Annotated in this window: 24 protein-coding genes; 7 read left to right on the top strand and 17 right to left on the bottom strand. The window is 61.6% G+C overall.

The features are described 5' to 3' along the window. Window positions 1-8 precede the first annotated feature (8 nt). Window positions 9-791: a zinc ribbon domain-containing protein gene (locus KF691_12790; GenBank protein ID MBX3390318.1), complete on the top strand. Its 783-nt coding sequence runs from the start codon at window positions 9-11 to the stop codon at window positions 789-791. Between the two features lie 146 nt (window positions 792-937). Here KF691_12790 and dps read toward each other — a convergent pair whose 3' ends face one another. From dps to KF691_12750, 8 genes are all read right to left on the bottom strand, one after another. After that, window positions 938-1408, bottom strand: a complete 471-nt coding sequence (gene dps, locus KF691_12785) for a DNA starvation/stationary phase protection protein Dps (GenBank protein ID MBX3390317.1) — start codon at window positions 1406-1408, stop codon at window positions 938-940. Window positions 1409-1462: 54 nt separating this feature from the next. Beyond that, window positions 1463-2173 carry a nicotinate-nicotinamide nucleotide adenylyltransferase gene (locus KF691_12780; protein ID MBX3390316.1) on the bottom strand — a complete coding sequence of 237 codons (711 nt, stop codon included), beginning with the start codon at window positions 2171-2173 and terminating at the stop codon, window positions 1463-1465. 9 nt (window positions 2174-2182) lie between these two features. Continuing rightward, window positions 2183-2596: a hypothetical protein gene (locus tag KF691_12775; GenBank protein MBX3390315.1), complete on the bottom strand. Its 414-nt coding sequence runs from the start codon at window positions 2594-2596 to the stop codon at window positions 2183-2185. Between the two features lie 120 nt (window positions 2597-2716). Further along, window positions 2717-3478 carry a ChbG/HpnK family deacetylase gene (locus KF691_12770; protein MBX3390314.1) on the bottom strand — a complete coding sequence of 254 codons (762 nt, stop codon included), beginning with the start codon at window positions 3476-3478 and terminating at the stop codon, window positions 2717-2719. Window positions 3479-3512: 34 nt separating this feature from the next. Further along, the gene (locus tag KF691_12765) at window positions 3513-4259 is read right to left on the bottom strand and encodes a class I SAM-dependent methyltransferase (protein MBX3390313.1); all 747 of its coding nucleotides are present in this window, start codon (window positions 4257-4259) and stop codon (window positions 3513-3515) included. A 273-nt stretch (window positions 4260-4532) separates the two neighbouring features. Next, on the bottom strand, window positions 4533-5645 hold the full coding sequence (locus tag KF691_12760; GenBank protein MBX3390312.1) for a hypothetical protein: 1113 nt from the start codon (window positions 5643-5645) through the stop codon (window positions 4533-4535). A gap of 43 nt (window positions 5646-5688) precedes the next feature. Beyond that, on the bottom strand, window positions 5689-7425 hold the full coding sequence (locus KF691_12755; protein ID MBX3390311.1) for an HAD-IIIC family phosphatase: 1737 nt from the start codon (window positions 7423-7425) through the stop codon (window positions 5689-5691). 33 nt (window positions 7426-7458) lie between these two features. Next, window positions 7459-7752, bottom strand: a complete 294-nt coding sequence (locus KF691_12750) for a hypothetical protein (protein ID MBX3390310.1) — start codon at window positions 7750-7752, stop codon at window positions 7459-7461. 252 nt (window positions 7753-8004) lie between these two features. On the opposite strand from KF691_12750, the gene KF691_12745 reads away from it, so the two are divergent. Continuing rightward, a complete protein-coding gene (locus KF691_12745) occupies window positions 8005-9447 on the top strand; it encodes an endonuclease/exonuclease/phosphatase family protein (GenBank protein MBX3390309.1) in 1443 nt (480 codons plus the stop codon). A gap of 26 nt (window positions 9448-9473) precedes the next feature. On the opposite strand, the gene KF691_12740 is transcribed toward KF691_12745, so the two are convergent. The 4 genes from KF691_12740 to metK form a co-directional block, all read right to left on the bottom strand. Further along, window positions 9474-11864, bottom strand: coding sequence for a hypothetical protein (locus KF691_12740; GenBank protein MBX3390308.1), 2391 nt, complete (start codon window positions 11862-11864; stop codon window positions 9474-9476). A gap of 150 nt (window positions 11865-12014) precedes the next feature. Continuing rightward, the gene (locus KF691_12735) at window positions 12015-12731 is read right to left on the bottom strand and encodes a PEP-CTERM sorting domain-containing protein (GenBank protein ID MBX3390307.1); all 717 of its coding nucleotides are present in this window, start codon (window positions 12729-12731) and stop codon (window positions 12015-12017) included. A gap of 242 nt (window positions 12732-12973) precedes the next feature. Next, the gene (locus KF691_12730) at window positions 12974-13594 is read right to left on the bottom strand and encodes a DNA-3-methyladenine glycosylase I (GenBank protein ID MBX3390306.1); all 621 of its coding nucleotides are present in this window, start codon (window positions 13592-13594) and stop codon (window positions 12974-12976) included. 110 nt (window positions 13595-13704) lie between these two features. Further along, the gene (metK, locus tag KF691_12725; GenBank protein ID MBX3390305.1) at window positions 13705-14880 is read right to left on the bottom strand and encodes a methionine adenosyltransferase; all 1176 of its coding nucleotides are present in this window, start codon (window positions 14878-14880) and stop codon (window positions 13705-13707) included. A gap of 260 nt (window positions 14881-15140) precedes the next feature. On the opposite strand from metK, the gene KF691_12720 reads away from it, so the two are divergent. Together KF691_12720 and KF691_12715 are read left to right on the top strand one after the other, a co-directional pair. Continuing rightward, window positions 15141-16145, top strand: a complete 1005-nt coding sequence (locus tag KF691_12720; GenBank protein ID MBX3390304.1) for an MBL fold metallo-hydrolase — start codon at window positions 15141-15143, stop codon at window positions 16143-16145. Between the two features lie 84 nt (window positions 16146-16229). After that, on the top strand, window positions 16230-16478 hold the full coding sequence (locus tag KF691_12715; GenBank protein ID MBX3390303.1) for a hypothetical protein: 249 nt from the start codon (window positions 16230-16232) through the stop codon (window positions 16476-16478). 27 nt (window positions 16479-16505) lie between these two features. On the opposite strand, the gene KF691_12710 is transcribed toward KF691_12715, so the two are convergent. Both KF691_12710 and KF691_12705 read right to left on the bottom strand, forming a co-directional pair. Next, on the bottom strand, window positions 16506-17717 hold the full coding sequence (locus tag KF691_12710; GenBank protein ID MBX3390302.1) for a hypothetical protein: 1212 nt from the start codon (window positions 17715-17717) through the stop codon (window positions 16506-16508). Then, a complete protein-coding gene (locus KF691_12705) occupies window positions 17717-18553 on the bottom strand; it encodes a UDP-2,3-diacylglucosamine diphosphatase (protein ID MBX3390301.1) in 837 nt (278 codons plus the stop codon). The genes KF691_12710 and KF691_12705 overlap by 1 nt, the downstream gene beginning before the upstream one ends. A 166-nt stretch (window positions 18554-18719) precedes the next feature. Between KF691_12705 and purM the strand changes: the two genes are divergently transcribed. Together purM and KF691_12695 are read left to right on the top strand one after the other, a co-directional pair. Continuing rightward, the gene (gene purM, locus KF691_12700; GenBank protein ID MBX3390300.1) at window positions 18720-19889 is read left to right on the top strand and encodes a phosphoribosylformylglycinamidine cyclo-ligase; all 1170 of its coding nucleotides are present in this window, start codon (window positions 18720-18722) and stop codon (window positions 19887-19889) included. Window positions 19890-19997: 108 nt separating this feature from the next. Next, complete coding sequence (locus KF691_12695; protein ID MBX3390299.1) at window positions 19998-21599, top strand: hypothetical protein; 1602 nt, start codon at window positions 19998-20000, stop codon at window positions 21597-21599. Window positions 21600-22308: 709 nt separating this feature from the next. Here the strand turns inward: KF691_12695 and KF691_12690 are convergent. Further along, window positions 22309-22881, bottom strand: coding sequence for a hypothetical protein (locus KF691_12690; GenBank protein ID MBX3390298.1), 573 nt, complete (start codon window positions 22879-22881; stop codon window positions 22309-22311). 237 nt (window positions 22882-23118) lie between these two features. Between KF691_12690 and KF691_12685 the strand changes: the two genes are divergently transcribed. Continuing rightward, window positions 23119-23529, top strand: a complete 411-nt coding sequence (locus KF691_12685) for a flavin reductase (GenBank protein ID MBX3390297.1) — start codon at window positions 23119-23121, stop codon at window positions 23527-23529. 4 nt (window positions 23530-23533) lie between these two features. On the opposite strand, the gene KF691_12680 is transcribed toward KF691_12685, so the two are convergent. Together KF691_12680 and KF691_12675 are read right to left on the bottom strand one after the other, a co-directional pair. After that, entirely contained in the window at window positions 23534-23884 is a 351-nt protein-coding gene (locus KF691_12680; protein ID MBX3390296.1) for a hypothetical protein, read from the bottom strand. Window positions 23885-24081: 197 nt separating this feature from the next. Then, window positions 24082-25008, bottom strand: a complete 927-nt coding sequence (locus KF691_12675; protein ID MBX3390295.1) for an ankyrin repeat domain-containing protein — start codon at window positions 25006-25008, stop codon at window positions 24082-24084. Window positions 25009-25030: the final 22 nt, after the last annotated feature.

Genomic DNA, 25030 nt, shown 5'->3' with positions numbered 1-25030 from the left:
ATCTCGGCATGGGGTTGACGCCGAAGTCTGTTCAGAAGTTCAGCACGCCGTCAAGGCCGGCGCCGCTTCCGCTCGCGAGTGAAGTCGACGAAACAGTTACGAATTGTCCCGCGTGCAGCGTGGCGATCCGCCCTGGCGCCGTGCTCTGCATCAATTGCGGTGCGAGGATTGGTCGGATCGATTCGGTTGCGCCGTCTGGTTTCGCCACGCGTGCGCCCTGTCCGAACTGCGATTACGACATGTCCGGAATGAGCGGCACAACCTGCCCCGAGTGCGGCGGGGTGGCGCCGTTCGCACCGCCGAAACTCGATTTCCTGACGGAGCAGGAAGAGTGGACTTCAAGGCAGGTGTTCTGGGAAGCGTGTCGAAATGGAGTGTGGGTCGGGGCGCTGGGACTGGCAATTCTGTTTGCGCTCGCGGGCGGCTGGTACGGCGCGGATGGGATGAAGTTCTGGCTCGCGGCCATCGTGCCGACTTGGGTGGTGGCGTCCGTCGGTTTCATCGTGTGCGGCCTGATACTTCGGTTTTTGGATACGTCGCTCCCGATTACCCTGTTTCACGTGCTCGCTGTCGTGCTGGTCGGTTTGGCCGTGACAGAACTTGTCTTCCCCGTGACCGGCGGTCGGATCTGGTTCTCGCTGAAGACCATGCTGCTCGTACCGATCGTCGTCACCGGGGCGACTGTCTTGGTGATGGACGATGACGACAAGGTGCAGTGCTTCCTGGCGAGTCTGCCGATATCGCTGGCGTGCCTTGTCGTGCCGCTCGTCCTCTTCGCGATTCTGGCCTAACAGGCTGTTGAAAAACTCCAACCAGTCGCAATTTCGAACCGCCATCTACCCTCGCGACCCGGGTCTGAGGGCCAGAAAGTTGTCTGCAATGCGTCGGCGCAGTAGGCACAATCAGAATTTCAACAGCCTGCTAAGTGCGAGGGTCTTTAGGCGTTGTGGCTTTCGATGAGCCAGATGTACTTGTCGAGATCGCCAGTCAACCTTGTGAAAAGATCGGTGGTCACGGCATCTCCCGATTTATCGCAGTGATCAATCGCCTCGCGCCAACTGGTTGCCAGTGTCGAAAGTGAAGCGCACAAAGCGTCGACGTGCTTCTTCTCGCTGGCGATTCCGTGCGGATAGGGCTTGAGCGATGTGTTCTTGGCGACGTCGCGCGAGCATCCGCTCGGCGAGCCTCCGAGCGTCGCGAGCCGTTCGGCGATCGCGTCGGCGCTTTCGGCGATCGCGTCGGCGACTTTGTCAAACAACTCATGGATCGCGATGAAGCCCGGACCCCTCACATTCCAGTGTGCTTGCTTCGTATGGCTCCACGCATCCAGTGTGTCGGAGAGGCGAGCCTGGAGTACTTCGATCGAATCCGCCTTGATCTTTTTGGGCAAAGTATTGTGCGTCTTCATATCCGACGGTACGCCGAAGGACGAAAGAAAGCTTCTGGTGGAGCGATTCCGGCTTCAGCAGCGGTAGAGATGGTTCCGCCGGATGTAATCGAGCACGGCGGGCGAAAGAGACTCCGCCAGTTCGGGGGTTTCCTTTCCGCGCGCCGACCTGAGCAAATCTCTCACGCGTGTGGAGCTGATATTCGAACGCGAGATCGGAACGATCGACTCCTCCCAAATCCCAAGTTCGGATTCCGACCAAAACAGATTCTGCTTCATCGACGACAAAAAACTCAGTGCATCCGCTCCGCGGAGCATCACGATCGGCCGTGCGAGTTCGAGGATTTCCCGCGGGTCACGCCAGCGGTGAAACGAAAGCGCCTGATCGCTCCCGAGCAGGAGCCGTAGATTGAGCGGCCGACTCAAACATGTGCGAAGCCTGCGCAGCGAATCGACTGTGTAGCTCGGGCCGCCAGAAAAGCGAGCCCGCGCGAGTTCATCATCCCAAATCGCCGACTGCAGGACTGGCTCAATCGCAAGCTCGAGCATTGCCAGACGGTTCGCATCGCCGGCTCGCGGAAGCGAATCCTTCAACGGATTCTGTGCCGCCGGGACATAGATGAGCCACGCAGAATCCAAGTTCACGGCGGAGCGCGCTTCAACCGGAAGCCGAGTATGACCGAAATGGGGCGGATCAAAGGTGCCGCCGACGAAGATCAGATCGGTCGCGTGCCGAGGGATTTCGGGAGGTGTCGGCGGCGGGCAATGAGGTGGAAGGTCCGTCACGCCGACATGCTAGCGGTTGTCGTATCCCGAGTCGGGAGTGTCCGCAAGAACGTCCTTGGACGGACGAAAACCGTCGGCAGCGTCGCGCATTTCTTCCAGTTGGATGCCCGGAAACTGGCGGGCGAATTCGATCTGCGTCAGCCTCGTCGCGAGCGGCAAGCCGGCGCGATCGAAAACGCTGAAGACCCTCGTCTTGCCGTACAGACCGATCCGGACGATCGATTCGCGTCCGACGAGCGTGACAATCGGCTTGACGCCGAATTCGCGGGCAAGCGGTGGGAGTGTTTCGACGAGGAGCTGCGGTGACTCCGATGCACTCGCGGAGCTGGCCGAAAGCGAGCGACCGAGGATGACCGTTGCGACGAATGCCGCGGCGAGTGCGGCGGACGGCACGTGGCGGCGCCAGGCAAAGGCGGTGCGCATGTCCGACTTATCGGCCGGCTTTCGGCGCGAATGAAGCCGGGGTTGACTTCTTTGACAGAGTTTGAATTCGCGGGCCCGGCGCAAGGCCTGCCTGCACGCGTCCGGTCGCCTTGTTCGACTTCACAAGTCGTTGTAACTAACCAGCGAGATTGGCGGCTTGGAACGAGCTTCCCACGGAGTATCCATCAACTCCTCCTCGCGCTTGAAGATCGGATCGTCCGAGCCGGGGTGGACCATGAGTTCGACTGTCCGTGCCCGCGGGACCGTCGGCAGCAGATCGTGGTAGATCCAAAACCAGGTAAATAGGTCGGTGGTTGTGGTGCGAGGCGCCATCCAGCGGAGCGCCGTGTGCCAACCCAGCTTTTTGAGGCGTTGTTTCATGCCGCCCACGAGCGGATCGGTCGGGTGATACAGGTTCATCGTCGTGCGGACTCTTCGGATTCCTGTCATTGCTTGCACGCGCTTCAGCACTTTGAAGAGCGGCGCGTGCGTGTGGGTGTGGTGGTGCGAATCGAGATGGCTGACCGGTACTCCGAGCGAACGCACTTTGTTTACCTGCGTGATCCACTCGCGCTCCACGGCCGCGAGGAGGGCGTCGTCATAGGAAACCTCGCGCGCTTTGCGCGCGAACTCTCCGGCGTCACCGAGCAGCGGGCGCAGCGTCGGATCGCCTGTGACCGGGCGCAGGTCGGTCAGGTTCAGATGAACACCGAAGGAGCAACGCGGGAATTCCTTCGTGCGGGCCGCGGCATCTTCGAGCGCCGGTCCATTCGCCATGATCGTCGAACTTGTGAGGCGGCCCCGACGCATCAGGCCAAAGATCGCGTCGTTCACGCGACCGGAAAGACCCAGATCGTCGGCATTGATGATGACGCGCGTCATTTCAGGTGTCTGGGCGTGCGAGGGCTGGAGACAACTACTTCCGGACGCAACCGAACCCGTTGCGGATATTCAGATACTTGCGGCCCACTTCCCTGGAGAAGTGGAACATCGCGGGATTGGCGAAGATGTCGTCGGAGACCACAAAGCCGCCGTTCTTGACATGAGGCCAGGCGCAGCGGTACTCGAAGATCATGTGGTCGTACGTGTGCAGAGAATCGTGAAAGAAGATGTCGATCGTTCCGAGCTCCTTCAGCGCTTTGGGAAGGAGTTCGCGTGCATCGCCCAGACGCAAGTCGTAGCGAGTCCGCAGGCGCTGCGGAACGCACCAGCCAGGATCAACGCCCGGTGGCAGCGAGCCCTCGAGCATGTGATCGGTCGCGCCCTTGATCGGCTCAGTCGCCGGTAGATCGATCGACACGAGCCGCCCCTTGCTGTTGTCTTCCATCGCCTGCAGAATGACGGCGCTGCTGATTCCGTCGAAGACGCCGGTCTCCACATAAATCTCTGGCTTGGCCATGCGGACGAGGAGGTACTGGAATTCGAGCCAAGGTTCCCACTGAGCGCGGCGGCGGCGCTTGGTCAGCGACAAACGATCAACATCAAGAAAGAGGCTATCGTTCTTGTGGTACTCGTAGCGAAGCTGCTCGATATCTTTTGGATTTGCGTCCGGCCATAGCTTCTTGATGGCCTCCTGGGCGTAGAGCCGCTCGGGTTGCGTGAGCACTGCCGGCATGCGACGCGCGAAGTTGACGACTCTGCCGAACGTGATTGGTCGCTTCATAGTTCGGGAACCTCCAAACGGGATCACCAGTTCAGGGAAGAGCATCGGGCGAGTGGAGGGGTGGGTGTATCCGGAGGCGATGGCCGGCAGGGAATCACCGCGACGCCCCATGATATTGCAAAGAAGAGCGAATTATCGGAGTGAGATCGGCAACCAATTCGGAGCCCGCTGATCCAAATCATATGTTTTTTACATGAAGTCTGCTTTGCTGAGCGCTGCAGGCCGGGCGCAAATTCCGCCTCACCCCGCCGGTGCATCATAAAGAAGCTTTGATTACGGTCTCATCAGCAGCATGTCGCCCGATGCGTGGGTGAAAAACCACGGCGTCTGTTCATCAAAGGACGTCCCCGGGGGGGGGCGGAAGAGCACGCGAAGCCCGCCGGCATGCACCAACCCCATGCGCTTGAGAATTGCGTCAAACTCCGGATCAAAGACCTGGAGTTCAACGACTTCGACCCGTCCCCGTTCACTGGCGAGATCGCCGTCACCCTGGTCAGAATCAAAGTGGCGCAGGACAAATAGAGCAAGATCGCGTTTGCGTGGGCCGTCGATGTCCGCGATGAAGTAATCGAGAAGCGCGCCCACGCTTACCCGACCGAGCCCATGCTGCGTTGCGTCGAGAATGCTTCGCTTGAGAAGTGCGTACCCGATCAAACTGCCCTTGTCAAAAATCTCGAACGCCTTGATGCGTCGGTGAGCGAGCGCCCAGTTGAGAACGCGCGAATCGCGTGGAAAATAACTATGCTTCGATGCCAGGACGATTGCGTCGATGCGCGAATCGAAGCGATCGACCGCCTTGTACTCGAGTTTCGGCTGGGCGCGAGCGCCGCGGAACGCGTACAACACGCGTGCAGATACTCCAATCGGAAGTGCGAAGATTTTTGCGAGCGTCTCGGATTTGAATAACTTGCGTGCAACGGGCCGTCCGCTGAGAAAACAGACCCACCGTTTCAGAGGACCGATCTCTCTCATTCCCGCCGCCTTGTAGAGCTTCTGGGCGGCGGCGCTCGGACCTCCGCATGCGAGCATCGTTTTGCAGCGGGCAATAGCGTTCAGGATGATCATCGCGCCCGCGCCGGTCTGCCGACGCGTTTCGTCGAGAAAGAAGCCGTCCATTTCGTGGATGCGATGTACCTTGCCGTCAATGGACCAGGTCGTGGCATGGACGCCGAGCCGCCCCACAACCTCGGCACTCCCGTCTTCTTCCTGATCGAGCGCAAGGAGCATGACGAGGTCATTGGGCTGCGCGTGTGGATTGTCGTGCAGCAATCTCACCCACTCCGAAGTGTTGGACGCGAGGTATCCGTGGGGATCGGCGTACCGGCTCGCGATTCCTTCGGGTGGAATGTCGGCGAGTGTGTGGGTTTTAAGGATGACCTTTCCCATGCGGGTGGAGATTACGAGTCCGCTCAATTGCGTCGGTGCACGGTCACGAGCCGGCCAGAGTAGGTTCGGCGACAACCGTTCCATCGCCTCGAACCAGAGTGATATGCGAAGGAGTCGGGAACTCGTTCTCGTGCAGCCACCAGAATTCCGTGGCGGCGTCATTCTTCGGCAGGCCCGACTCGTCCTTGAAGTAGTCGTGACACGGCTTGTTCCGTTTGGTTTCGAGGTATCTCGCGGTCGTTTTTTTCGCTCCGAGCTTCTTCGCAAAGTCGAGCAACGTCGTCAACATCCCCTTCTCGACGCCACGCCCCATCACGCGGCAGGAAAGCAGAAAATCGGTGACGGTCGCTTCGCTTCCGTTTACTTCGACCGCCGCAAGACCCGTGAGCCCGTAATCGCCGAAGCGGTCCGCCACCCGATACGCGTACATCGCGTGGTTCTTTTCCTGGCCCCAGGCAAGTAATTCTGCTTCGGTCATGCGCCGAGTCGTCAGGTTCATCTGATTCGTCTTGTTGAAAAGCTGCGCCGCCCGCTTGATGTTGCCCAGTCCGAGCGGCTCGTACGTCACCTTCAGTTGGAGAGATGCGAGCCAATCCTCCATCGAAACGGAGGATGACTTAGACTCGGTGCGAGCGCGCTCCGCGACGTACATCTCCGTGCGCCCGAGGTCCTCGTCCGTCACGCTCGGCCGGTCGAAGAGTCGCAGCGCGTGCAGCGCCTGCGTGTAGAGCATCTTGTCGGCGGGCCAATCCGGAACCGTGACCTGCGGCAGTGACTCTTTCACGCGGGCCCGCTCCGCCGGGTTGTCGTCGATGAACACGACGCTGTCGAGGCCCAAGTTGAGTTCTTCAACAAGTTCCTTAATGTTCGTCGCCTTGTCGAGCCAGTTGATTCGCCAGCCTGCGAAATCGGAGTCCTTCAGAACCATTTCCGGGTTCTCGCGGATCGCGCCGATCGCGGTTTCCTCGTCGTTCTTGCTGACGATACCGAGGATGATCCCGGAGTTCTTGAGCGCCTTGAGCGCCCGCTGAAACTCAGCGAACGATTCTCCGATCGGGTCGTGCCCGCCGAGCGCGACACCCTCCCAACCGTTCTCGCCGACGATGCCGCCCCAGAGCGTGTCGTCGAGGTCGAGCACAACCAGTTTCTTCGAGAGCCCCGCGAGCCCCCGCAGAATCGCCTTGATATCCGCCGCGGCATCCTTGAAGACCTCGAGGCTGTAAAGCGCCTTGGTCATCAGCCACAACTTCGGATTCGTCGCATTTTTCCCCGCGCTCGCCATCCAGCGCGAAGCATCGAGCAAATGAACCTTCGAATTCGATCCGAGTTTTTCCGCAAGACGCGCGTTCATCAGCGTTAGCGCGTGCACCGCGCCGACCGCGCCGGGACGCGATTTGAGTTCGAGTCCTCCGGTGCCGCGCCACCACGCCGGCATCGTCCACATCGGAACAAACACGGCTTCAACTCGCTCGCTTGCCCGAGTGACAAGCGACGCGAATTCGTCCACTTCCTCAAGCAGTTCTTCTTGGGTCACACGCTCACGTGCGAGGATGCGCCGAAATGCATCGATCGCTCGCTCGGGGCGCGTCCAGGCCACCGCGATGTTCGCCCCTTCTTTCCAGCAGGAGAGCGCGCCGTTCATCAGAATCTGCTGCACTTGGTCGAACGGCGCAACCGTGGCCTTCATCGCGGGTGCATCGTCCGCGTTCCGCAGGATCGCGCCGAGCTGGTCGATCGTGTGGTCGGCGATGAGCAGGCAATGAATCGTCTTGATGTCCATGGTTTTCGGTACGCTCTCCCGAAGCGGAGGTCTTCAGCCCACTCGGGACACGATGTAGTCCGCCAGCGTGTCCACGGTTCGAAAAACCGTCGCCGTGTCGGCCATGGCTTTCTCGTCGGTCAAAGTAAAGCTCGGATGACCAGCGGCCTGTACGCGTTGCTCAACCTGCAGGACAAACGTGAGCAGGCCCAAAGAGTCCAGCTTGCCGCCTTGGCCGAACAGGATTGCCTTCGGATCCTTAGTGATTTGGTTCTCGGACCCTTGGGCAGCATTGACCTCGTCGATGGCCCCGTAGATCGCGTCCGTAATTTGCTGCTTGCTTGCCATAAGTCCTTTTCGGTGAAGCCGAGCGCCCGCATGGGTGGATCGGCCGATTGCACGCGCCGGAAAAGGGCGCATTGCCCAAAGAATTTGCCGGGCGGCGGGGGTCGAAGTTTATTCAGCCCGACAGGGGTTCGGAGCCCGCGCCAAAAGCTTGGTCCTGAGCCCGGCGGTCTTTGCGCGATCTCAAACGAGGGCGCCATTGATTTCCTGTTCCCGGGATTTGCAGTCGTCGCTGCGCTCGCGGATAGTGGAGGCATGAGAAGGTCGCTCCAGTACTGTATTGGTTTTGTCTTCCTGTTTGCCGCAGGTTGCGCGACCGAGTCGCCTCGAGCGCATCATGTTCCGGATGCGGCGTCCTCGAGCGCCGTCGCGCGCGCGGACGACCAGTATCTTTACCTGCGCTTCAACCCCGGCGACGCGAAAAAAACAATTCAGGACAGCGACGAAACGGTTGCGCTCCTGCTCGACACAGACGGCGATGCGGCTACGGGTTTTCGACGACGCGAAAAGCCGTTCGCCGCGATGGGCGCCGACATGGAGATCCAGTTTTCTCCGGTCAACCCCCGCGGCGGTGCGCCGGGAAAGGGTGTTGCGTTCTACCGCCTCGATCAAGCGGGCGGGAGGTCGCAGTTGCGCGCCGAGGACTTCGATTTTCTGTTCGCCCCGACCTACGCGTCGCGGTGGTATGACGCGCGCGTGTCGCGCTTCTTTGCCGCTTCTTCCGGCCTGCCGACCGCCGGGTTGGCCTCGAACGGAAAGGGTCGAGGCGCGTTCGTGATCTACGACCAGCGCGGGCGGATCGTCGGTTACAGCGATCCCTTTGAAGTTGAATTCCCCCCGATCGCTAGCGCACCGAAGCGCTCGAACGACGGAATCCCGCCAAAGTCACCCGATGCCGTCCGCATTATGGCATGGAACGTTTGGGGCAAAATGCAGGAATCGCCGGAGAAGTTTTGTGCCGTCATTCGCACGATCAACCCCGACATCATCATGCTCTCTGAATGGAAGAGTGATGCCCCGACGCTTGAGCAACTTCTGAATCGCAATATGCGTGGGGAGATCGGAATCGCTGTAGCATGGAATGCCGCGGCAGGTCCCGGTGTCGCGGTTGCTTCAGTTTTTCCGACGCGGCTCGCCGGTCCGAACAATCTCGAACTCGGTTGGAACGGCGAAAAACGCAAAGTGCGCTTTGTCTCCGCGGCCGTCCAGACGCCGGTCGGTCCGGTGCTGGTCGGCGCCATGCATCTCAAATGCTGCGGCGGAAGCGGCTCGAACGAAGACGCGCTGCGGATTGCGGAAGTGGACACGATCAATCAGGCGATGCAGCAGATCAGCCGCGCCGATGCCGCGGATATCCGCGTGCTCGGCGGCGATTTGAATCTTGTCGGAAGCCGTGTGCCGCTCGATATTCTGTGCCTGAACGCGGACGCCGACGGAAGCGATCTCACGCCGGCCGATCCTGTGGTGCTCGGCGATGATTGGCTCTACACATGGCGCGACTGGGGTAGCGGATTCTCGCCCGGCCGGCTCGATTGGCTGGCCTACAGCGACGCCACTGCGCAGCCGGTGCGTCAATTCGTGTTCGATCCGGCCCGACTGAGCGATTCGGCGCTAGCGAAAATAGGGCTCTCCCGCGCGGATGCGCAGCCGAGCGATCACCTGCCGGTCGTGGTCGACTTCAAACCGATCGCGCGATAGCGAAGGCGCGGTACCCGAATTCTCTTCTACAAGTAACCCTCGTCGCGCAGCGCCTGGATGATCTGGTTTACGATCGGGCCCGAGACCTTGCCGCCGCTCCCCGCGTATTCCATCACGACGCTGACTACGTACTTCGGCCGTTCGTTCGGTCTGCCGACCAGCACAACAAACCACGAGTGATCGCCCGAGCGCACGACATCGTTCGGTCCGGGGCCGATTCCGTCGTCGTCGGCGCTGTCGCCGAACTTCAAGTCCGGCGCCGCGGCAGTCCCGGTCTTTCCGAGAACGCGTACGCCCGGGATGTTGAATATTGGGTCACGAATGCCGTCGATCGAAAGGTGATTCCCTGTACCCAGGTCCTCTCCGACCGAGCCGGCGAGGCCTTCCATCGCATCCTGAACGGCCCAAGCAGGGAGATTCAGGTCAACGGGAGCCGCGCGCGGCGCATCGGCGACGATGCGGGGCGTCACGCGCACCCCCGATCGCGCAATCGTCGCGTATGCGTCCGCTGCATGCAGAGGCGTCCATGTCACGGGCCCCTGACCGATTCCCATCTGGATCGCCTCGCCCATGGTGAGGTCGCGCTTGTTGCCGTACACCTGCAGCGACCCCGGATATTCCGGCCCGATCCCGAGATTCCAAGTTTGCGTCACGCCGAATTCCCGGAAGACGTCGGCGATCGCCTCCGGACCCAGGCGCTTGCCGAGCGTGAAGAAGAAGATGTTGCACGAAACCTTGATGCCTTCCGCGTCGCTGAGAGCGTGGCCGAGTTGCTCGGTGTGCGTCTGATCGAAACGCTTGTAGATCCAGCACCGGAGCATGTTCGGTTCGTTCGGCAAGAGGTGGCCGGTGCATTCGATCGTCTGGCCTCGCAGAAAATTCCCGTGCTGCGCGGCACCCGTCAGAATGAGGGGCTTGACGATCGAGCCGGGCGGATACGGCTTGGCGATCGCGCGATTGAGGAATGGGACATTGATCTTGTCATCGAAGACCTGCTCGGGGTTTTCCTTGATCAGGCGCCGCGAGACCTCGGGCATCGACACCATCGCGAGGATGTCTCCCGTGTCGATATCAAGAACAACGGCGGCGCCCGCGAGCGGCGTGCCCACCGGCATGGTCGGGTTCGGCGTGCCGTGCCAATCCTGAACCACCGCCAGACCCGCGTTTGGAGACATCACCGCCTGCACGCGTGCCTGCAGCATGGCGTCGATCGTGAGTGGAACACTCGAGCCAACGGATGCGGGAAGCATTTCGATCGCGTCCGGCTGTGAAATGCGATCGAGGTGCTGAGTCCGGAGACCTCGAAGGCCGCGCAACCGAGATTCCATCGATGCCTCGATCCCCGAACTGCCGACTCGATCGTGCTCGCGGTACTCGCCCCGATCGACTCCGCCGCTCGTGAGCACGCGCGCCGCAAAGACCGGATCGTTCGCGATCTGGATTTCCCGCCTTTCCTGATCCTCACGGAAAACGCGCCCCCGCATCCAGCCCAGAATGTGCCCGGCCACGCCCTCGACGGGAACCTCGACTGTGGCATCCGACCGCATCGGCAGCGGGAAGCGCGACTTGTCGAGCGTGATCGTCATCGAATCGAGCGGATACTCGCGATCGCCGGTGTCGATGATCCTCACGCCCGGAAGCCGCGAGATCATCAGTTTGTCGGGATCGTGCACCGACTCGAGCAAGTCGGAAGCGCCAGGCAATTCGATCATTCCGTCCGCGATCATCTGTAGCTCGAAGGCGGTGCCATCAGGAATCCGCTTCAGTACCGAGACGGCGCGTTGTTGCTCGGCGATCGGGCGCGAGGCAACCGACTCGATCTTGCGAAGTTCTTCTTGCGTCAGAACGCGATCCGGCCCGCCACCTGCGGATTTCACCGCTTCGCGGATCATGTCTTCGCGCCTGCGATCCCGGATCGCGTCGTAGAGCTGATCGACTCTTCCCACGGCTTCCTTTGCGAGCGCATCGAGTCTCCCCCGGTCGATCGCCGCGACGCGTGCCAGTTCCGCCATTCCGCTTTCCACTCGGGCGTCGAGCAGCGCGGTCAGCCTCTCGATGAGCAGCTTTCGTGCGCCAGGGCCCGATTCGCTCCACTGCGCGCGGTTGCCGCGCGCCAGCTCCTCCGCTTTTTTCGCGGCCCAGGTGCCCTTGAGTACGTCGTAGCCGATGGCGACGTCGTAGCTCGGGCGGTCCTGCGCCAGAATCCGTCCCTTGCGGTCGAGGATGTTGCCGCGAACCGAAGGAGTCCATTGCCGCGTCACGAGGCGGGATTCGGCGGCACGAAGGAGTTCCGCGTGTCTCGTCGTTGTGAGTCGGGCAGTCTGCACCAGCGGGAAAGCCAAGCCAACAAAAACCAGGCTCATGATGATCAGGAGCCGGCGATGAAACATTCGGGGGATGAGGTTGGTGATGTCCACAGCCTGGCTGTTGTACGCGTGCGCGATGGTAAGGATCGGCGCGGAGCGGCCGGAGGCACCAACATCGCCAAGGTAAAAAGAAACAAGGCCCGCCGCGATGGGCCGGACCTTACTGGATTCGTTGTTACGCAGGAAACTATCAGCCGCAACTCAGCGGCGCCGGCGTCCCGCGATCAGACCGGAGAGGCCCAAAAGGGCGAGCGAGCCGGGTGCCGGGACTTGCTCCGCAATGATTTCAAGCACGGGGCCATCGTACGTGAAATTGGAGAATCCGGCGTATGTCGCGGCAACGGTGTCGCTTTGGCCCTCGAAGGTGAGGGTGACGATGTTGCTGGCCGAGCCCGCCATCAGTCGGCTGAGAAGGCCGGGGCTGAGAATAAGGTTGTAAGTATCGATCGTTCCGCTTGCGATTGGTGTGTAGGTGTACGTGACGAGAGCCGTCGCCTCGCGAACGAGGCCGTCGGCGCCCTGGCTGTTGCCGCCCGGAAGGAATCCGGCGTTGAATCGCAGAGGGCTCGTGCCGGAGTCAAAGGACGTGGAATTGTTCGAGCTGAAAAAGACCGAAACGTCTCCCGCGGTTGAAAAGGCGGCATTGGATTGAGTGAGTTTGAGACGGGCGCCCGTCACGACCCAGTTGTTTACACCGTACAGCGCATCGAGGGCTGCCTTGTCGGCGGTCATATCGAACCGCGCGGCGCCCCAACTGGCGAAATTGCCGTTCGCGTTTCCTTCGATATTGAAAAAAGCTTCTCCGCTCGTGGGTGGGCGAGGTCCGCCCGGCTGCACGGTTGCGTTCGAGAAAGCCTCCGCACCAAGTACCGAAGCGGAACACCCCATCGCGCATGCGATCGCCAGAAACCTGCTCATGTTCTCTCCTCCCGGGCTTCCACCCGACAAACCGGCCGAACCGCAAAACAAGCCACAGAACCGAAATCCTGTTTCCATCCGGCCCCGCCTGAGGCTACCGAGACATCAGCCTGATGCAATCGCGGTCCCGGAAACCATGCCGAAGAGTCCCGAGATTTTGTGAGTGCGAAACGTTTTGGAAGCTCTTTGATCGGGTTCTGCTGATGCGATCCGAACATCGGATTTCGGGCTTGCCCGTTTGCTCACACACGATGAACGGTGCGGTTCCGGTGGCCGGTCGCTCTTTCCGCTGAGATGGCCCGCGGGGCGCAAAAGCAGGTCGCGGCGTGATCGTTCACCATGCCGATCGCCTGCATGAACGCGTAGATGATCGTCGAGCCTACGAAGGTCATGCCGCGCCTGCGAAGGTCCTTTGAGAGTGCGTCTGACTCTTGAGAAACCGAGCGAAAGTCCTTCGGCCCCCGCGGACGATTGACGATGGGTTTGCCCTTCACGAACTCCCACAAGTAGCGATCAAATGAGCCGAACTCCTTCTGGATCGCAAGGAAAGCGATCGCGTTCTTGCGCGTGCCGAACACTTTCAGACGATTGCGGATGATGTCGCCCTCGGACAGAATTTGTTCGAGCTGCGCATCGGTCAGCTTCGCGACCTTGCGGACATCAAAGCTGCAAAACGCCTTGCGATAGCCCTCGCGCCTGCGCAGGATCGTGTACCAACTCAGGCCGGCCTGCGCCCCTTCGAGAATCAGCATCTCGAAGAGCTTGCGATCATCGTGCACAGGAACACCCCATTCCGTGTCGTGATACGCGATGTAGTCCGGTTTGTCTTGGGGTACCCACGCGCATCGACTCTTTGGTTTCATGCATAGTGGTAGGGGCGCCGCTTCCTTGCGACTCCCAACGAAAAAGCCCCGGGCGTTGCCGGGGCTGGAGGGAGCTTGTTTGTCCGAGTTCCGATCGTCGAGTTTCCTGCTTACTTGCACGCCGCCTTGAGCGCGTCGGCCTTGTCGGTCTTTTCCCACGAAAAGGTTTCGAACTTCTTGCCGTTCACCGTCACGCTTCCCGGAGCGCGTCCGAAGTGCCCGTGTTTCGCGGTCGCGCTGAAAATCGGCGTCCTGAGATTCAGGCTCTCGATGATCTTGCGAGGAGTGAGCCCGAACGTGTTGCGCACGGCTTGGCTGATCTTCTCTTCATCGACCTTGGCGGTCCCGAAGCAGTCGACGTACACGCTCGTCGGTTCGGCGACGCCGATCGCGTAGCTCAATTGAATCTCGCATCGATCGGCAAGTCCGGCGGCAACAACGTTCTTCGCGATGTAGCGGGCCATGTACGCCGCGGAGCGATCGACCTTCGTCGGATCCTTGCCGGAAAACGCGCCGCCGCCGTGCCGACCCATGCCGCCGTACGAATCGACGATGATCTTGCGCCCCGTGAGGCCGGTATCGCCGTGCGGCCCGCCGATCTCAAAGCGGCCGGTCGGGTTCACGTGCACCTTGATCGCCTGGTTCCACCACTCCTTGAGCACCGGCTTGATGATGTGCTCGACAACCTGCTTCTTGAGTTCTTCCTGGCGGTCGTTCCATTGCGGATCGTGCTGAGTGCTCAGCACGACGGTGTCGACGCGCACGGGCTTGCCGTCCTGATACTCAACGGTCACCTGGCTCTTGGAATCCGGGCGCAGCCCCGGGATCTTTCCGTTCTTGCGGACATTGGCCTGCTGCTCAACAAGCTGGTGGCTCAATTGGATCGCCAGCGGCATCAGCTCCGGCGTGTCTCTGCATGCATAGCCGAACATCATCCCCTGGTCGCCCGCGCCCTCGCGGTCAACGCCCATCGCGATATCCGACGACTGCTTGTTCAGCGCGACAAGGACCGCGCACGAATCCGAATCGAAACGCATGTCGCCGCTGGTGTAACCGATTTCGCGCACGGTGCGCCGGACGATCTCCGGAATGTCGACGTACGTCTTGGTTGTCACTTCACCCGCGACGACGACAAGCCCGGTGGCGCACAGCGTTTCGCACGCGACGCGGCTGTACGGATCATCCGCCAGCATCGCATCGAGAACGGCGTCGGAAATCTGGTCCGAAACCTTGTCGGGGTGACCCATCGAGACGGACTCGGAAGTGAACAGCTGCGTGCGAGCCATGAGGCATGCTCTCCAATTCTGGAAGTGAAGTTGTGCCGCCGCCGCGCCCGGCGGTCGGATCCGATTCCATCGGATGGAATCGGGGGCTGAGGATAGGCGCGCGAGCCGCTTGCCTTCTATGCGTCTATCCGGATATTCGGATGAAAGCAAGTGTGCCCCCGTTTGGAAATCACGGCGGCCCCTCCAAGGTCGGTATCTTCGCTATTGCAGCGATCGTGCCAGGTACGTTTATCGTTCCTCAACTCCGGAGCCCAAGCCCGATGAACGTACTTTGCCAAGCTATCGGGTTCCTCGGCGCGATCGGGTTCGCTCTTGGTGCGATTGGCTGCTCGTCAGCTCGTTCCGTCGACAGCAGAAGCGCCAACGAGCGCTCCCCATTCCTCATCGTGCTCGGCATAGCGCAGGACGGAGGTGTGCCGCAGGCGGGTTCGTTTGATGAGCCGGGCCGGCATGATGCATCGAAACGGAAGATGGTTTCGTGTCTGGGCTTGGTCGATCTGCAGACCGGCAAGCACTGGCTTTTCGACGCCACACCTGATTTCCCGGCGCAGCTCACTCTGCTGCACGATGCCGGCGCAAAAGGAAAGGCGCCGGACGGCATCTTCCTGACACACGCGCACATCGGGCATTACACCGGGCTCATGTATCTCGGGCACGAAGCGATGGGCACGCAAGGCGTGAAGGTCTACGCGGCACCGCGAATGCGGAGTTTCCTCGAGTCGAACGGACCCTGGGATCAGCTCGTTCGCTACCACAATATGAAGATCGAATCACTGACGCCGGGCGAGCCCGTGCGAATCTCGGAAGAGTTGCGAGTCACGCCGTTCCCGGTGCCGCACCGGCAGGAGTACTCCGAAGTGCTCGGATTCCGGATTGATGGCCCCGGTCGATCGGTGCTCTTCATTCCGGATATCGATTCGTGGGACGATCTCGACGCGACCGGCGTTCGCATCGAAGACCTGATCGCGGGAGTGGACGTGGCCTACTTGGATGGAACGTTCTTTGGTGAAGGGGAGATCCCCGGGCGCAGCATGAAGGGAATCCCGCACCCGATGATCAGTTCGAGCCTGGAGCGGTTCAAACACCTGCCGCCATCGGAGAGAGCAAAGGTGCGGTTCATCCACTTGAATCACACGAACCCGGTGCTCGATCCGGCTTCGGACGCCGCGAGGCAGGTGAGTCGGGCGGGCATGAATGTCGCTCAGGAAGGGGAAGTGATTTCGTTGGATACAGCCGAAGGGTCTGCCCGTGCGAACGCACGCTGAAGGCGCGGGACAGTACGCTGAAGAGGCAATCTCCTGCCTCGAAAGTTCTGAACACGGCGCGGAGCGCGACACGATTCCGTTCCGATGGCAAAACGCTGCGAGTTGCTGGAAAACCAACTTCAGAAGAATCTCAGCACCGACGGCCCGCTCGCAGCAGTCAGCGCCGCCCTCATTGCGAAGCTTGACTCCCCGCGCCCCAAATCAATCGCCCTGCTCGAATCTGTCTTGCGCGATCCCGCCAAGAACAAGCAGGCCCGTGCCGCGGCACGCGACGCGCTCTTCCATCTCCGCGATCGCACCGAAGCGGATCCGACAGCGCCACTGGATCGTTGAGTAGAAACGATGCACCCTCGCGCTGGGCTACGCAAGTGCGGGATGCGTGATGGTGTTCGCGCGGACAACCGGGGCAATTGAACTTGGCTCGTCCAATGGAGGCCTCAGCAGCCGCAACACTTCTCGCGCAGCGAACTTCGCGGCATCGGGCCTCGCCAGGTTTGCCGTTTGTGCCTGCATTCTCAGCAGCTGTTCTCGCTCGGACTCCAGCAGGCGCGCGGCGAGTTCGCCCGCGTCAAACTCGTTCGAGGCCAGTACCGCAGCGCCCGAATCGACAAGCACCTCGGCGTTCCGCACTTCTTGGCCCGGGATCGGGTTGAAGAGCACCATCGGGAGCTTCGCCGCGAGGGCTTCACAGGTTGTGAGGCCACCCGGTTTGCCGACGAGCAAGTCGGCCGCGGCCATCAACTCGTGCATGCGGTTCGTTTTTCCCACTACATGGCAGCGATTCGATTTTGTCCAATTCGCTCCGCGCATCTGCCGCAACAGAGCCAGATTGCGTCCGCAGACGACGACAACATGGGCCTGCGCCGAGGACTCGAGCAAAGCGTGCGCCGCACGATCGATGCCGCCCAGCCCAAGCCCGCCTCCGCTCACGAGCGCCACCGGCGAATCCGGCGGCAAACCGTGTCGCCGGCGAGCGACCTCGCGCTCCGGCAGGTTTGAAAACCTCTGATCAATCGGGATTCCCGAAACGTGAATTGTCCTTGCCGGAAAGCCGCACTCTTCGAGACGGTTCACGGCGGCCGGCCCCGCCACAAGAAACAAGTCGATTCCGGGCACTCGCCACGCTGCGTGCGGATGCTGATCTGTAATCACGACAGCCAGCCGGAATGAAAGACTTTGGCGCTCGCGCAGGCGAGCGAGCACCCGCGCGCAGAGAAAGTGCGTGCAGAGCACGACTTCTGCGCCGAGTACCTCTTCGCGCGTTTGCAGATGCCGCAGAGCACGATCTTCGACACTTGCAAGCACGCCGGGCTCCGATGGCGTCGGGCGTTCGTCGGTCCGGTCGTAAAGCCATCCGGTGAGGCGAGGCGCGCGGCGGGTCGCGATCAGATACGCATCGCGATACGCCGCAGTGAACCAGCGCGGCGCATCAGCCAGCACATCGATGATCGGAGCGCCGACCGTTCGATCGGCATGGCGCAGCGCCGTCGCGATCGCCGATGCGGCACGCGCGTGTCCACAGCCCACATCGGCGGTGCAGAGAACGACCGAGGCGCCGCCGGTTGCACGCATCAGAACGCGAGCTCCAGTTGCGGATCATCTGCGATGACCACTCCCTCCTCTGGAATGGTCGGGATTGTGATGCCGGCGTTCTGAAGCTCCGCTGCGGCATCGAGAATCTCAAAGCGCCCATCGTGATGTTCGACGAGCAGGGAAGTGCGCTCGATCCAGTCGCCGCAGTTGGCGTAGAGCGAAACGGACCCGTCGGATTCGGTGGTTTCTTGGATGAGGGGTTGGTGGATGTGTCCGCAGATGACGCCGTTCATGCCGCGCCGGCGTGCCTCGGTGAGCAGCGCCTGCTCGAAGCGCGAGATATAAGTGCACGCGCCCTTCACCCGGGCTTTCACCGTTCCGGAAAAGCTCCACTTTGGAAGTCCTACACACGAGCGCAGCCCGTTCACGATGCGGTTGAGCGCGATGAGCCGGTCGTATGCCCACGTTCCCACCAGCGCCAGCATGCGCGAGTGCTGCACGACAAGGTCGTATTCGTCTCCATGCGTGACCAGCAGCAGCCGCCCATCGACTGTGCGATGAGCGGCCTGCTTTGCGATTCGCACGCCGCCGAGATCGATCCCGATGTACTGCCGCAGCGCATCATCGTGATTGCCCGGGATGTACGTGACAACCACGCCCTTCTTGGCCAGTTTGAGTACGCGACGCACAACCTGGTTGTGCATCACCGGCCACCGCCAGCGGGAGCGCAGCGCCCAAAGGTCCACGATGTCGCCCACAAGGTAGAGCCGTTCGCATTGCAGATGCTTGAGAAACGCGGAAAGTTCCGCGGCGTGCACACCCGCAAACCCAAGATGGGTGTCGCTCAGAAAAACGGACCGGTACGAAAAGCTCATGTCGGCCTCCTTGCCCTGGAGCGTGTTCGACGGTCCGGGCAGCTATCGACCAGATTTGTCGCAAGCGCCAAGAGCGTCCGGCCTTCGTCAGCGAGGTCTCGCGCAATCTTCATGACCGGGAGGCGGACGCGATCTGCGACGAGCCGCCAAGTGATACCCTCGACGCATGCCCGCCGAAACCCTTCCGCCCGGCTCGAAGTCCCGCGCTTCGCTCACCTACGCCTCCGCCGGCGTCGACATCAACGAGAAGGACTCGTTCACCGAGTCGCTCGAATCGACCATGCGCCGAACATTCGGCCCGCGCGTGATCCCGAACCCCGGCGGCTTCGCCGGGCTCTTCCGGCTCGATTACAAAAAAGGTCTCTTCAGCCGCAACTACAAAGACCCGGTGCTTGTCGCGTGCTGTGATGGTGTGGGCACGAAGGTGAAATTGGCCGCGGATCTCGGCGTGTTCAACACGGTGGGAATCGACCTCGTCGCGATGAACGTGAACGACCTGATCGTGCAGGGCGCCGAGCCGCTGATTTTTCTCGATTACATCGCCGTGCCGACGGTGGATAAGAAAATGCTCGCGGCGATCGTCGAAGGCGTCGCCGAGGGTTGCAAGCAGAGCGGGTGCGCGTTGCTCGGGGGCGAGACCGCGAACATGCCCGATGTGTATCGCGCGGGCGATTTCGATCTCGCGGGCTTCTGCGTCGGCGTCGTCGAACTCAAGCGCGCGATCAATCCGACACGAGTGCACCCGGGCGATGTGATCCTCGGCCTCGCTTCAAGCGGGATCCATAGCAACGGTTACTCGCTGGTGCGGAAAGTCGTGCAGCACGCGGGGCTTGATCTCGGCAAGGTGTATGAAGAGCTGAACGAAGTGGCGAAGGGGCAGAGGGGCAAAGGGACAAAGGGAAAGAAGAAGGCAGGAGGCAACGGCGGCCCGCGCACGCTCGGGCAGGTGTTGCTCACGCCGACGCGGATTTACGCCGGGAACATCGTCAAACTCCAACGCAACTACCGCGTCAAGAACGTGATCAGCGGCATGGCGCACATCACCGGCAGCGGCCTCGCCGACAATCTGGTCCGCTCAATTCCGAAAAACTGCGACGCGATCATCGATCGCTCAACCTGGCCTGTGCCGCCGGTGTTCACGTTCCTCCAGCAGCATGGCAACATCGCGGATGACGAGATGAAGCGTGTCTTCAACCTCGGAATAGGTTACTGCGTGATCGTGAGGAAGGCGTTCGCCGAGAGCATCAAAGAGCAACTCGAGAGACTGGGCGAATCGGTGTTCGTGATCGGCGAGGTCGTCAAAGGCAAGGGACTGATGCGGGAACGAGCGATCTGAGGTCCGGACAGCCAGTTTTCTTTGCAAAGTTGCCAAATTTCGAGCAAGGATTTGGCCCGAACAGGCAAGGCTGGAGGGGCGTGAACCGCGCTCTTTGGGAGGCTCGCCATGTTGAATAAAGCATTGCTCGCTGCGTCAGCCGGCTTGACCGCCGCGATTTCGGCTTCCGCTGCTCCGCCTGTCATTTACAACCTCGGCATCTATCCGGGTGGCACGGAATCGCACGGAGCGGCAGTGAGCCACGATGCCACCTACGTGACCGGCTACGGCGATTACATCTTCAACAATCAGACTTTCTACTACGCGTTCCGATGGAGCATCGCGGGTGGGCTGGTGAACCTCGGGACGCCCGCGAACATCACGACGACCGCCGGCAACTCGATGGACTACAACGGGATCGGCATCGCCGGCAACGGGAGCAATAAATTGTTCCGATGGACGGTCGGGGGCGGGATGCAAAACCTCGGCCTGCTGACAGGCGGCACGCTCGGGCTGGCAACCGGGATCAGCGGCGACACCAACATCGTTGTGGGATACAGCAACACGACGGGCGGAAACACGTACGCGGTGAAGTGGGTGAACCCCGGCGGGGGCGGGCTGACGGTGCTCCCGTCGCTGCCGAATGGAGTCTTCGGCTCTGCCGCGTACGGAATCAGCTCCGATGGCTCGACGATTGTGGGCGGAAGCACCTGGTCGGGCAGCGGATATCGCGCCGTTCGCTGGTTGCCGGGAAACATCGTTCAGGACCTCGGTCCGCTCGCGGGGGCAACCGACTTGCGCGCGTACGCGATCAGCAAGAACAACGTGGTGATCGTGGGGGATGCGCAGATCCCATCGGGTGATCGAATCTTTCGATACGTGAACGCGACAATGCAGAATCTCGGCACACCCTTCGGAACGACCGATTCCTACAGCCGATCGACCAACTTTGATGGAAAGGTCGTGACGGGTCGCGCGAAGATCGGCCTCAACACCTATCGAGCCTGCTACTGGAGCACCAACACCGGAATGCTCGACCTCGCGACATGGGTCACTTCGCTCGGCGGCAATCTGACTGGCTGGGTGCTCGAAGAGTCGTGGGGCGTTTCGAACGACGGTTCGGCGATCGCGGGCACGGGCACGTTCAACGGCCAACGCCGCGCGTTTCTCATCAAGGGCCTTCCCTGCCCGAGTGTCGCGACGATTATCACCGATCCCGTTGATCGCGCGGTCTGCGCCGATCCGAATTCGAGCGCGACTCTCGGCATGACGATCGAGGCGCCCGGCGACGTGACGTATCAGTGGAGCGTCGAGTCGCCACCGGACAGCGGCGTTTTCGAGCCGATCACCGGCCCGGTCTTCGTCGATTCCACCGGGCAGTTTTCGTTCGAGGTTGCCGGCTGGGACGGACCGGAGATCACGATCACCGGAGCGCGGGCGGTGGGGCCGATCAAGGACATCAAGTTCGGCGGCGGAGTCACCAACCCCTGCGGCACGGTATCGACCAGCGTCGCCCGCGTCGCGCTCTGCACGTCGGACCTCACCTGTGATCTCGTTGTCGACGATGCGGACTTTGTGCAGTTCGCCGCGGCGTACAACGATCTCATCTGCCCCGGCGGCACGCCCGGCGTCCCCGATTTCTGCCCGGGCGATCTCAACTACGACGGCTTTGTGGATGACGCGGACTTTGTCATCTTCGCCGCGGCATACGACCAGCTTTTGTGCGTGTGAGACCCGGCATCCGGCCGAAACACAACCGCCCCGGTGGTGAACCGGGGCGGTCTCGGTGGTGGCGACGGGCATCTACGAATGGTGGGAGTGGTGCGCCCGCCGCCGGTGGTGGTGGTGATTCAGATCCCCGACCCGCGCGCGAAGTTGGTGTCGCCAACTTCGGCGGCAAATTGCTTTCCGGCGGCGCGACGACCCCAAAAGATTCGGCGCAGCCGCCTTGAAATGCCCCCGTGCGCTCTCGCCCGCGGCGGCATGACGTAGAACTCGGTCGAGTGCACCGGACTGCGGCCGTGCAAGGTTGCCCGTCGCGTGGGGGAGAGAATGAACCGTCATCCGATCGCATCATGCGATCGTCGTCGGGTTCGGGCGATCGGCGCATCCATGCGCCGCGGGGCAAATCCCTTTGCAATCCCCGCGCCGGGCAACCCCGGCGCACTCAAATCGAGAAACGATTCACTTGTCAGCCCACACCAAACCAACGCAACTCTCTTCTTGCCAGCGATCTACGGATCTCTCCGCGAACCGCGGGCCAAACTTTCCAACTCGGCCGGAGCCCTTTCGAGCTCGCGGCGGATTGATTCACACCCTCCCCAAACGTCCCGTTGCCGGGCCTGGTTTCAAGCGGTACGTCCCCACCCGACGCGACCTTCCTCGCGGCCGAATTCGCCGCAGGCCTGGGTCGCCGGTTGAAATCGAACCTCAACGCACTTCATCTCTTCCCATCTCCCGAATTGGTCGTACGCGTGAACTTTTCCGCGAGTCTGGGCATCGTCTGGAACCGCTCCTTCAAATTCGGCTTCCATGCATCTCGTCCCCTGACTTCGAGGCGATCCCTCACCCCGATGACCACGACCTCGCTCGGCATCCCAACCAGCTCCAGGTGCTGCTTGGGTAGCGAGAGCCGTCCGGCAGAATCGGGCTCGACCCGTTCCGCCAGCGAGAAGAACTCTGCTTCGAGCTGCGCCTGATCCGACGAAGGCATCAAGGTCTCGCGCCCCGCGTTCTGCAGGTTCGCGATCCGCTCGAACGTGCCTTCGGGATAGAGCCGCAGAAGCATCCCTTCCGGCCACGGAACGCAGATCCAGGCTTTGCCATCGATTCCCTCGTTCCACTGCGACCGGTACTTCGCCGGGATGGCCAGACGCTGCTTCGCGTCGATGGTCAGCTCCGTCGATCCGGTGAACAGCACTGAAACCCCCGGTCGATAGCACTGGAAACATCCCTCAGGCCGGAGAATCGCGGCGTCCCGCACGACGCGACCCGACTTGGGAAAGATACCCACTTTTCGACACTTTGCAACACCTTCCCCCACGAAGTGCACGAGTTGTGTATAACTTTTGCGCGAGTTTGCGAGTTGTGGATAATCTGTCGCTTCGCGCAACGTCTGCGCGGTTGCCTGCGAGATATATCCATGTGTCCACTGGTGTTACGTTCTCGAAGAGCCGACGTGGGTGGCGTGGTTGAGTATTTGCCACTGCCCGAGTCCCGTCGGTCGGAGGCGCTGTCGGTTCTCTCGCTTTTGCCCGCCGGCGCTTTTGTGATGGCGGCAGGCTTCGAGGGCAAGCGCGCCGGAGTGGTGGCGCGCAGTGTGGCGGTCGTTGCAGACGAGCCGTTGATGGTCGGAGTTTCGATTCGGCGCGGTCACTGGATCGAGCCGCTGATCCGAGACAGCCGCGCTTTTTCGATCAGTGTTCTCGATAGCGCGGACGCGTTGTCACCCCGAAAGTTTGCAGACGATGCGCCGCGCGACGACGATCCCTTCGATTGCATCGCGTGGGAAACCCTGCAGAGTCAGGCGCCGGTGTTGCGTCGATCGCTCGCGGCGATTGACTGCGAAGTGGTGCGACGGCTCGATCTCGAAGCCGACTGCGCGCTCATCATCGGGCGCGTGCTCGACGCGAAAATCTTCTCGGGTGTCGCGGGAAAATAGCCGTTTATCCGTTGACGTCGAGCGAGCGGCCGATCGCGACACCGGTCGCCGCGGCGTTGCGATCTCCGGGCTGCGCGTGCATCGCAAGAGTCCCGCGCGAGGTGTAGACCGCGGGTGCGGCGAACACCGACTTTGCGGGCGCACTCTTTTCGATCGCGGGTTGCTTGACAGCGCCCGACGTGAGGCGCTCGATGCTGTTACTCAGTTTCTCCGGACGCGAAATCGCGACTTGATCCGAAACACCCGCGGCACGAGAAATCGTCCCGGCGACGCTCCCTGCATTCGCCTGAGCGCTGGCGGGCGCGCCGTAGGTTTGCGAGAGCCGGATTGAAGCGCTGGTGTTGATTGTGTTCATGCGTGTGGCGGCTGGGAGACGGCGCGGGAGAAGAATCTAGCGGCGTTGAGCCTCTGTAGTCGTCACGGAGTCGCCACCACGTTGAAGATTTGCGCCCGCGGCGCAACGACTGCGCCCAAGGTGCGCAAAAACGAAGCACCCTTCCGCTCTGAAGAGTGCTGTCGTGCTGTTTCTGACGCGGCCCGGATCGAGACGAGTTAATGCGACTTTCGGACGAGTTCGGCAACCGCGTTCCCGTTGTCGTCCGAACGGCGGAGCGCCCAATCGAGTGCCGTCGCGCCGTCCTTGTCTTTGAGTTCGGTCTTGCATCCGTTCGCCAGCAGGATCTTCACTCGCTCGACGTCTGCGCGATCGCAGGCGATCATCAGCGGAGTCAAACCATCGGCGGACTGCGCGTTGATATTGCCGCCGCGTTTCACGAGCATCGAGATGACTTCTACCGGCGCGCCGCCTTCGGCGGCCATGTGCATCGGCGTCAGGCCGTTGAGGTCGGTGTCGTTCGGGTTCGCGCCCGCTTCGAGAAGGATTTCGGTTTTTTCCACGTTGCCGGCGCGCAGCGCCGTCATCAGCGCTGTCTGCCCCCACTTGTTTTTGGCGTTGATATCGGCGCCCGACTTCACAAGGAGATTCACGCTCTGTGCATCACCTCGACCCGCGGCCATCATGAGCGCCGTCCAGTTCGCTTCATCACGCACGTTCTTTTCGGCGCCGGCATCAAGCAGGTGCTGCACCATGTTCGGCGTGCCCCAGCCCGCGGCCCAGATGAGCGCCGTGCGCCCATCGCGGCTTCGGACATCGAGTGAGGGCTTCGCATCGAGGATTGTCTGGGTTGCTTTGTCCTGCCCCGCAACGATCGCGGCCATCAGAGGCGTCATGCCGCGTTGCCAGAGCGGACCGGACTCGATGACAACGTCGAGTTTCGCCCCATTCCGGATCTGCGCCGCCAGAGCTTCGGTGTCGCCGCGCTCCGCGAGTTCGTGCAGCGAGATTCCCTGGACCCCCGCGGAGGCGGTGGTCGCTCCGACATCAGTCGGTAGCTGGTGAACGTAGTAGTAGAGCACGCTCCCTGCCGCAGCGAGGGCGATCACGGTGACAATGAAAGAGATCGGTTTGCGTTCCGACATCGATACCTCCTAAGATCGCGCC

Source organism: Phycisphaeraceae bacterium (assembly GCA_019636555.1).
Taxonomy (GTDB): Bacteria; Planctomycetota; Phycisphaerae; order Phycisphaerales; family UBA1924; genus JAFEBO01.
This window is presented reverse-complemented; position numbering and strand designations above follow the sequence as displayed.

Bases quoted from the DNA above. Each gene is read 5' to 3' on its own strand.
- KF691_12790 (MBX3390318.1), top strand. From the start codon at position 9: ATGGGGTTGACGCCGAAGTCTGTTCAGAAGTTCAGCACGCCGTCAAGG.
- dps (MBX3390317.1), bottom strand. From the start codon at position 1,408: ATGAAGACGCACAATACTTTGCCCAAAAAGATCAAGGCGGATTCGATC.
- KF691_12775 (MBX3390315.1), bottom strand. From the start codon at position 2,596: ATGCGCACCGCCTTTGCCTGGCGCCGCCACGTGCCGTCCGCCGCACTC.
- KF691_12770 (MBX3390314.1), bottom strand. From the start codon at position 3,478: ATGACGCGCGTCATCATCAATGCCGACGATCTGGGTCTTTCCGGTCGC.
- KF691_12765 (MBX3390313.1), bottom strand. From the start codon at position 4,259: ATGAAGCGACCAATCACGTTCGGCAGAGTCGTCAACTTCGCGCGTCGC.
- KF691_12760 (MBX3390312.1), bottom strand. From the start codon at position 5,645: ATGGGAAAGGTCATCCTTAAAACCCACACACTCGCCGACATTCCACCC.
- KF691_12755 (MBX3390311.1), bottom strand. From the start codon at position 7,425: ATGGACATCAAGACGATTCATTGCCTGCTCATCGCCGACCACACGATC.
- KF691_12750 (MBX3390310.1), bottom strand. From the start codon at position 7,752: ATGGCAAGCAAGCAGCAAATTACGGACGCGATCTACGGGGCCATCGAC.
- KF691_12745 (MBX3390309.1), top strand. From the start codon at position 8,005: ATGAGAAGGTCGCTCCAGTACTGTATTGGTTTTGTCTTCCTGTTTGCC.
- KF691_12735 (MBX3390307.1), bottom strand. From the start codon at position 12,731: ATGAGCAGGTTTCTGGCGATCGCATGCGCGATGGGGTGTTCCGCTTCG.
- KF691_12730 (MBX3390306.1), bottom strand. From the start codon at position 13,594: ATGAAACCAAAGAGTCGATGCGCGTGGGTACCCCAAGACAAACCGGAC.
- metK (MBX3390305.1), bottom strand. From the start codon at position 14,880: ATGGCTCGCACGCAGCTGTTCACTTCCGAGTCCGTCTCGATGGGTCAC.
- KF691_12720 (MBX3390304.1), top strand. From the start codon at position 15,141: ATGAACGTACTTTGCCAAGCTATCGGGTTCCTCGGCGCGATCGGGTTC.
- KF691_12715 (MBX3390303.1), top strand. From the start codon at position 16,230: ATGGCAAAACGCTGCGAGTTGCTGGAAAACCAACTTCAGAAGAATCTC.
- KF691_12710 (MBX3390302.1), bottom strand. From the start codon at position 17,717: ATGCGTGCAACCGGCGGCGCCTCGGTCGTTCTCTGCACCGCCGATGTG.
- KF691_12705 (MBX3390301.1), bottom strand. From the start codon at position 18,553: ATGAGCTTTTCGTACCGGTCCGTTTTTCTGAGCGACACCCATCTTGGG.
- purM (MBX3390300.1), top strand. From the start codon at position 18,720: ATGCCCGCCGAAACCCTTCCGCCCGGCTCGAAGTCCCGCGCTTCGCTC.
- KF691_12695 (MBX3390299.1), top strand. From the start codon at position 19,998: ATGTTGAATAAAGCATTGCTCGCTGCGTCAGCCGGCTTGACCGCCGCG.
- KF691_12680 (MBX3390296.1), bottom strand. From the start codon at position 23,884: ATGAACACAATCAACACCAGCGCTTCAATCCGGCTCTCGCAAACCTAC.
- KF691_12675 (MBX3390295.1), bottom strand. From the start codon at position 25,008: ATGTCGGAACGCAAACCGATCTCTTTCATTGTCACCGTGATCGCCCTC.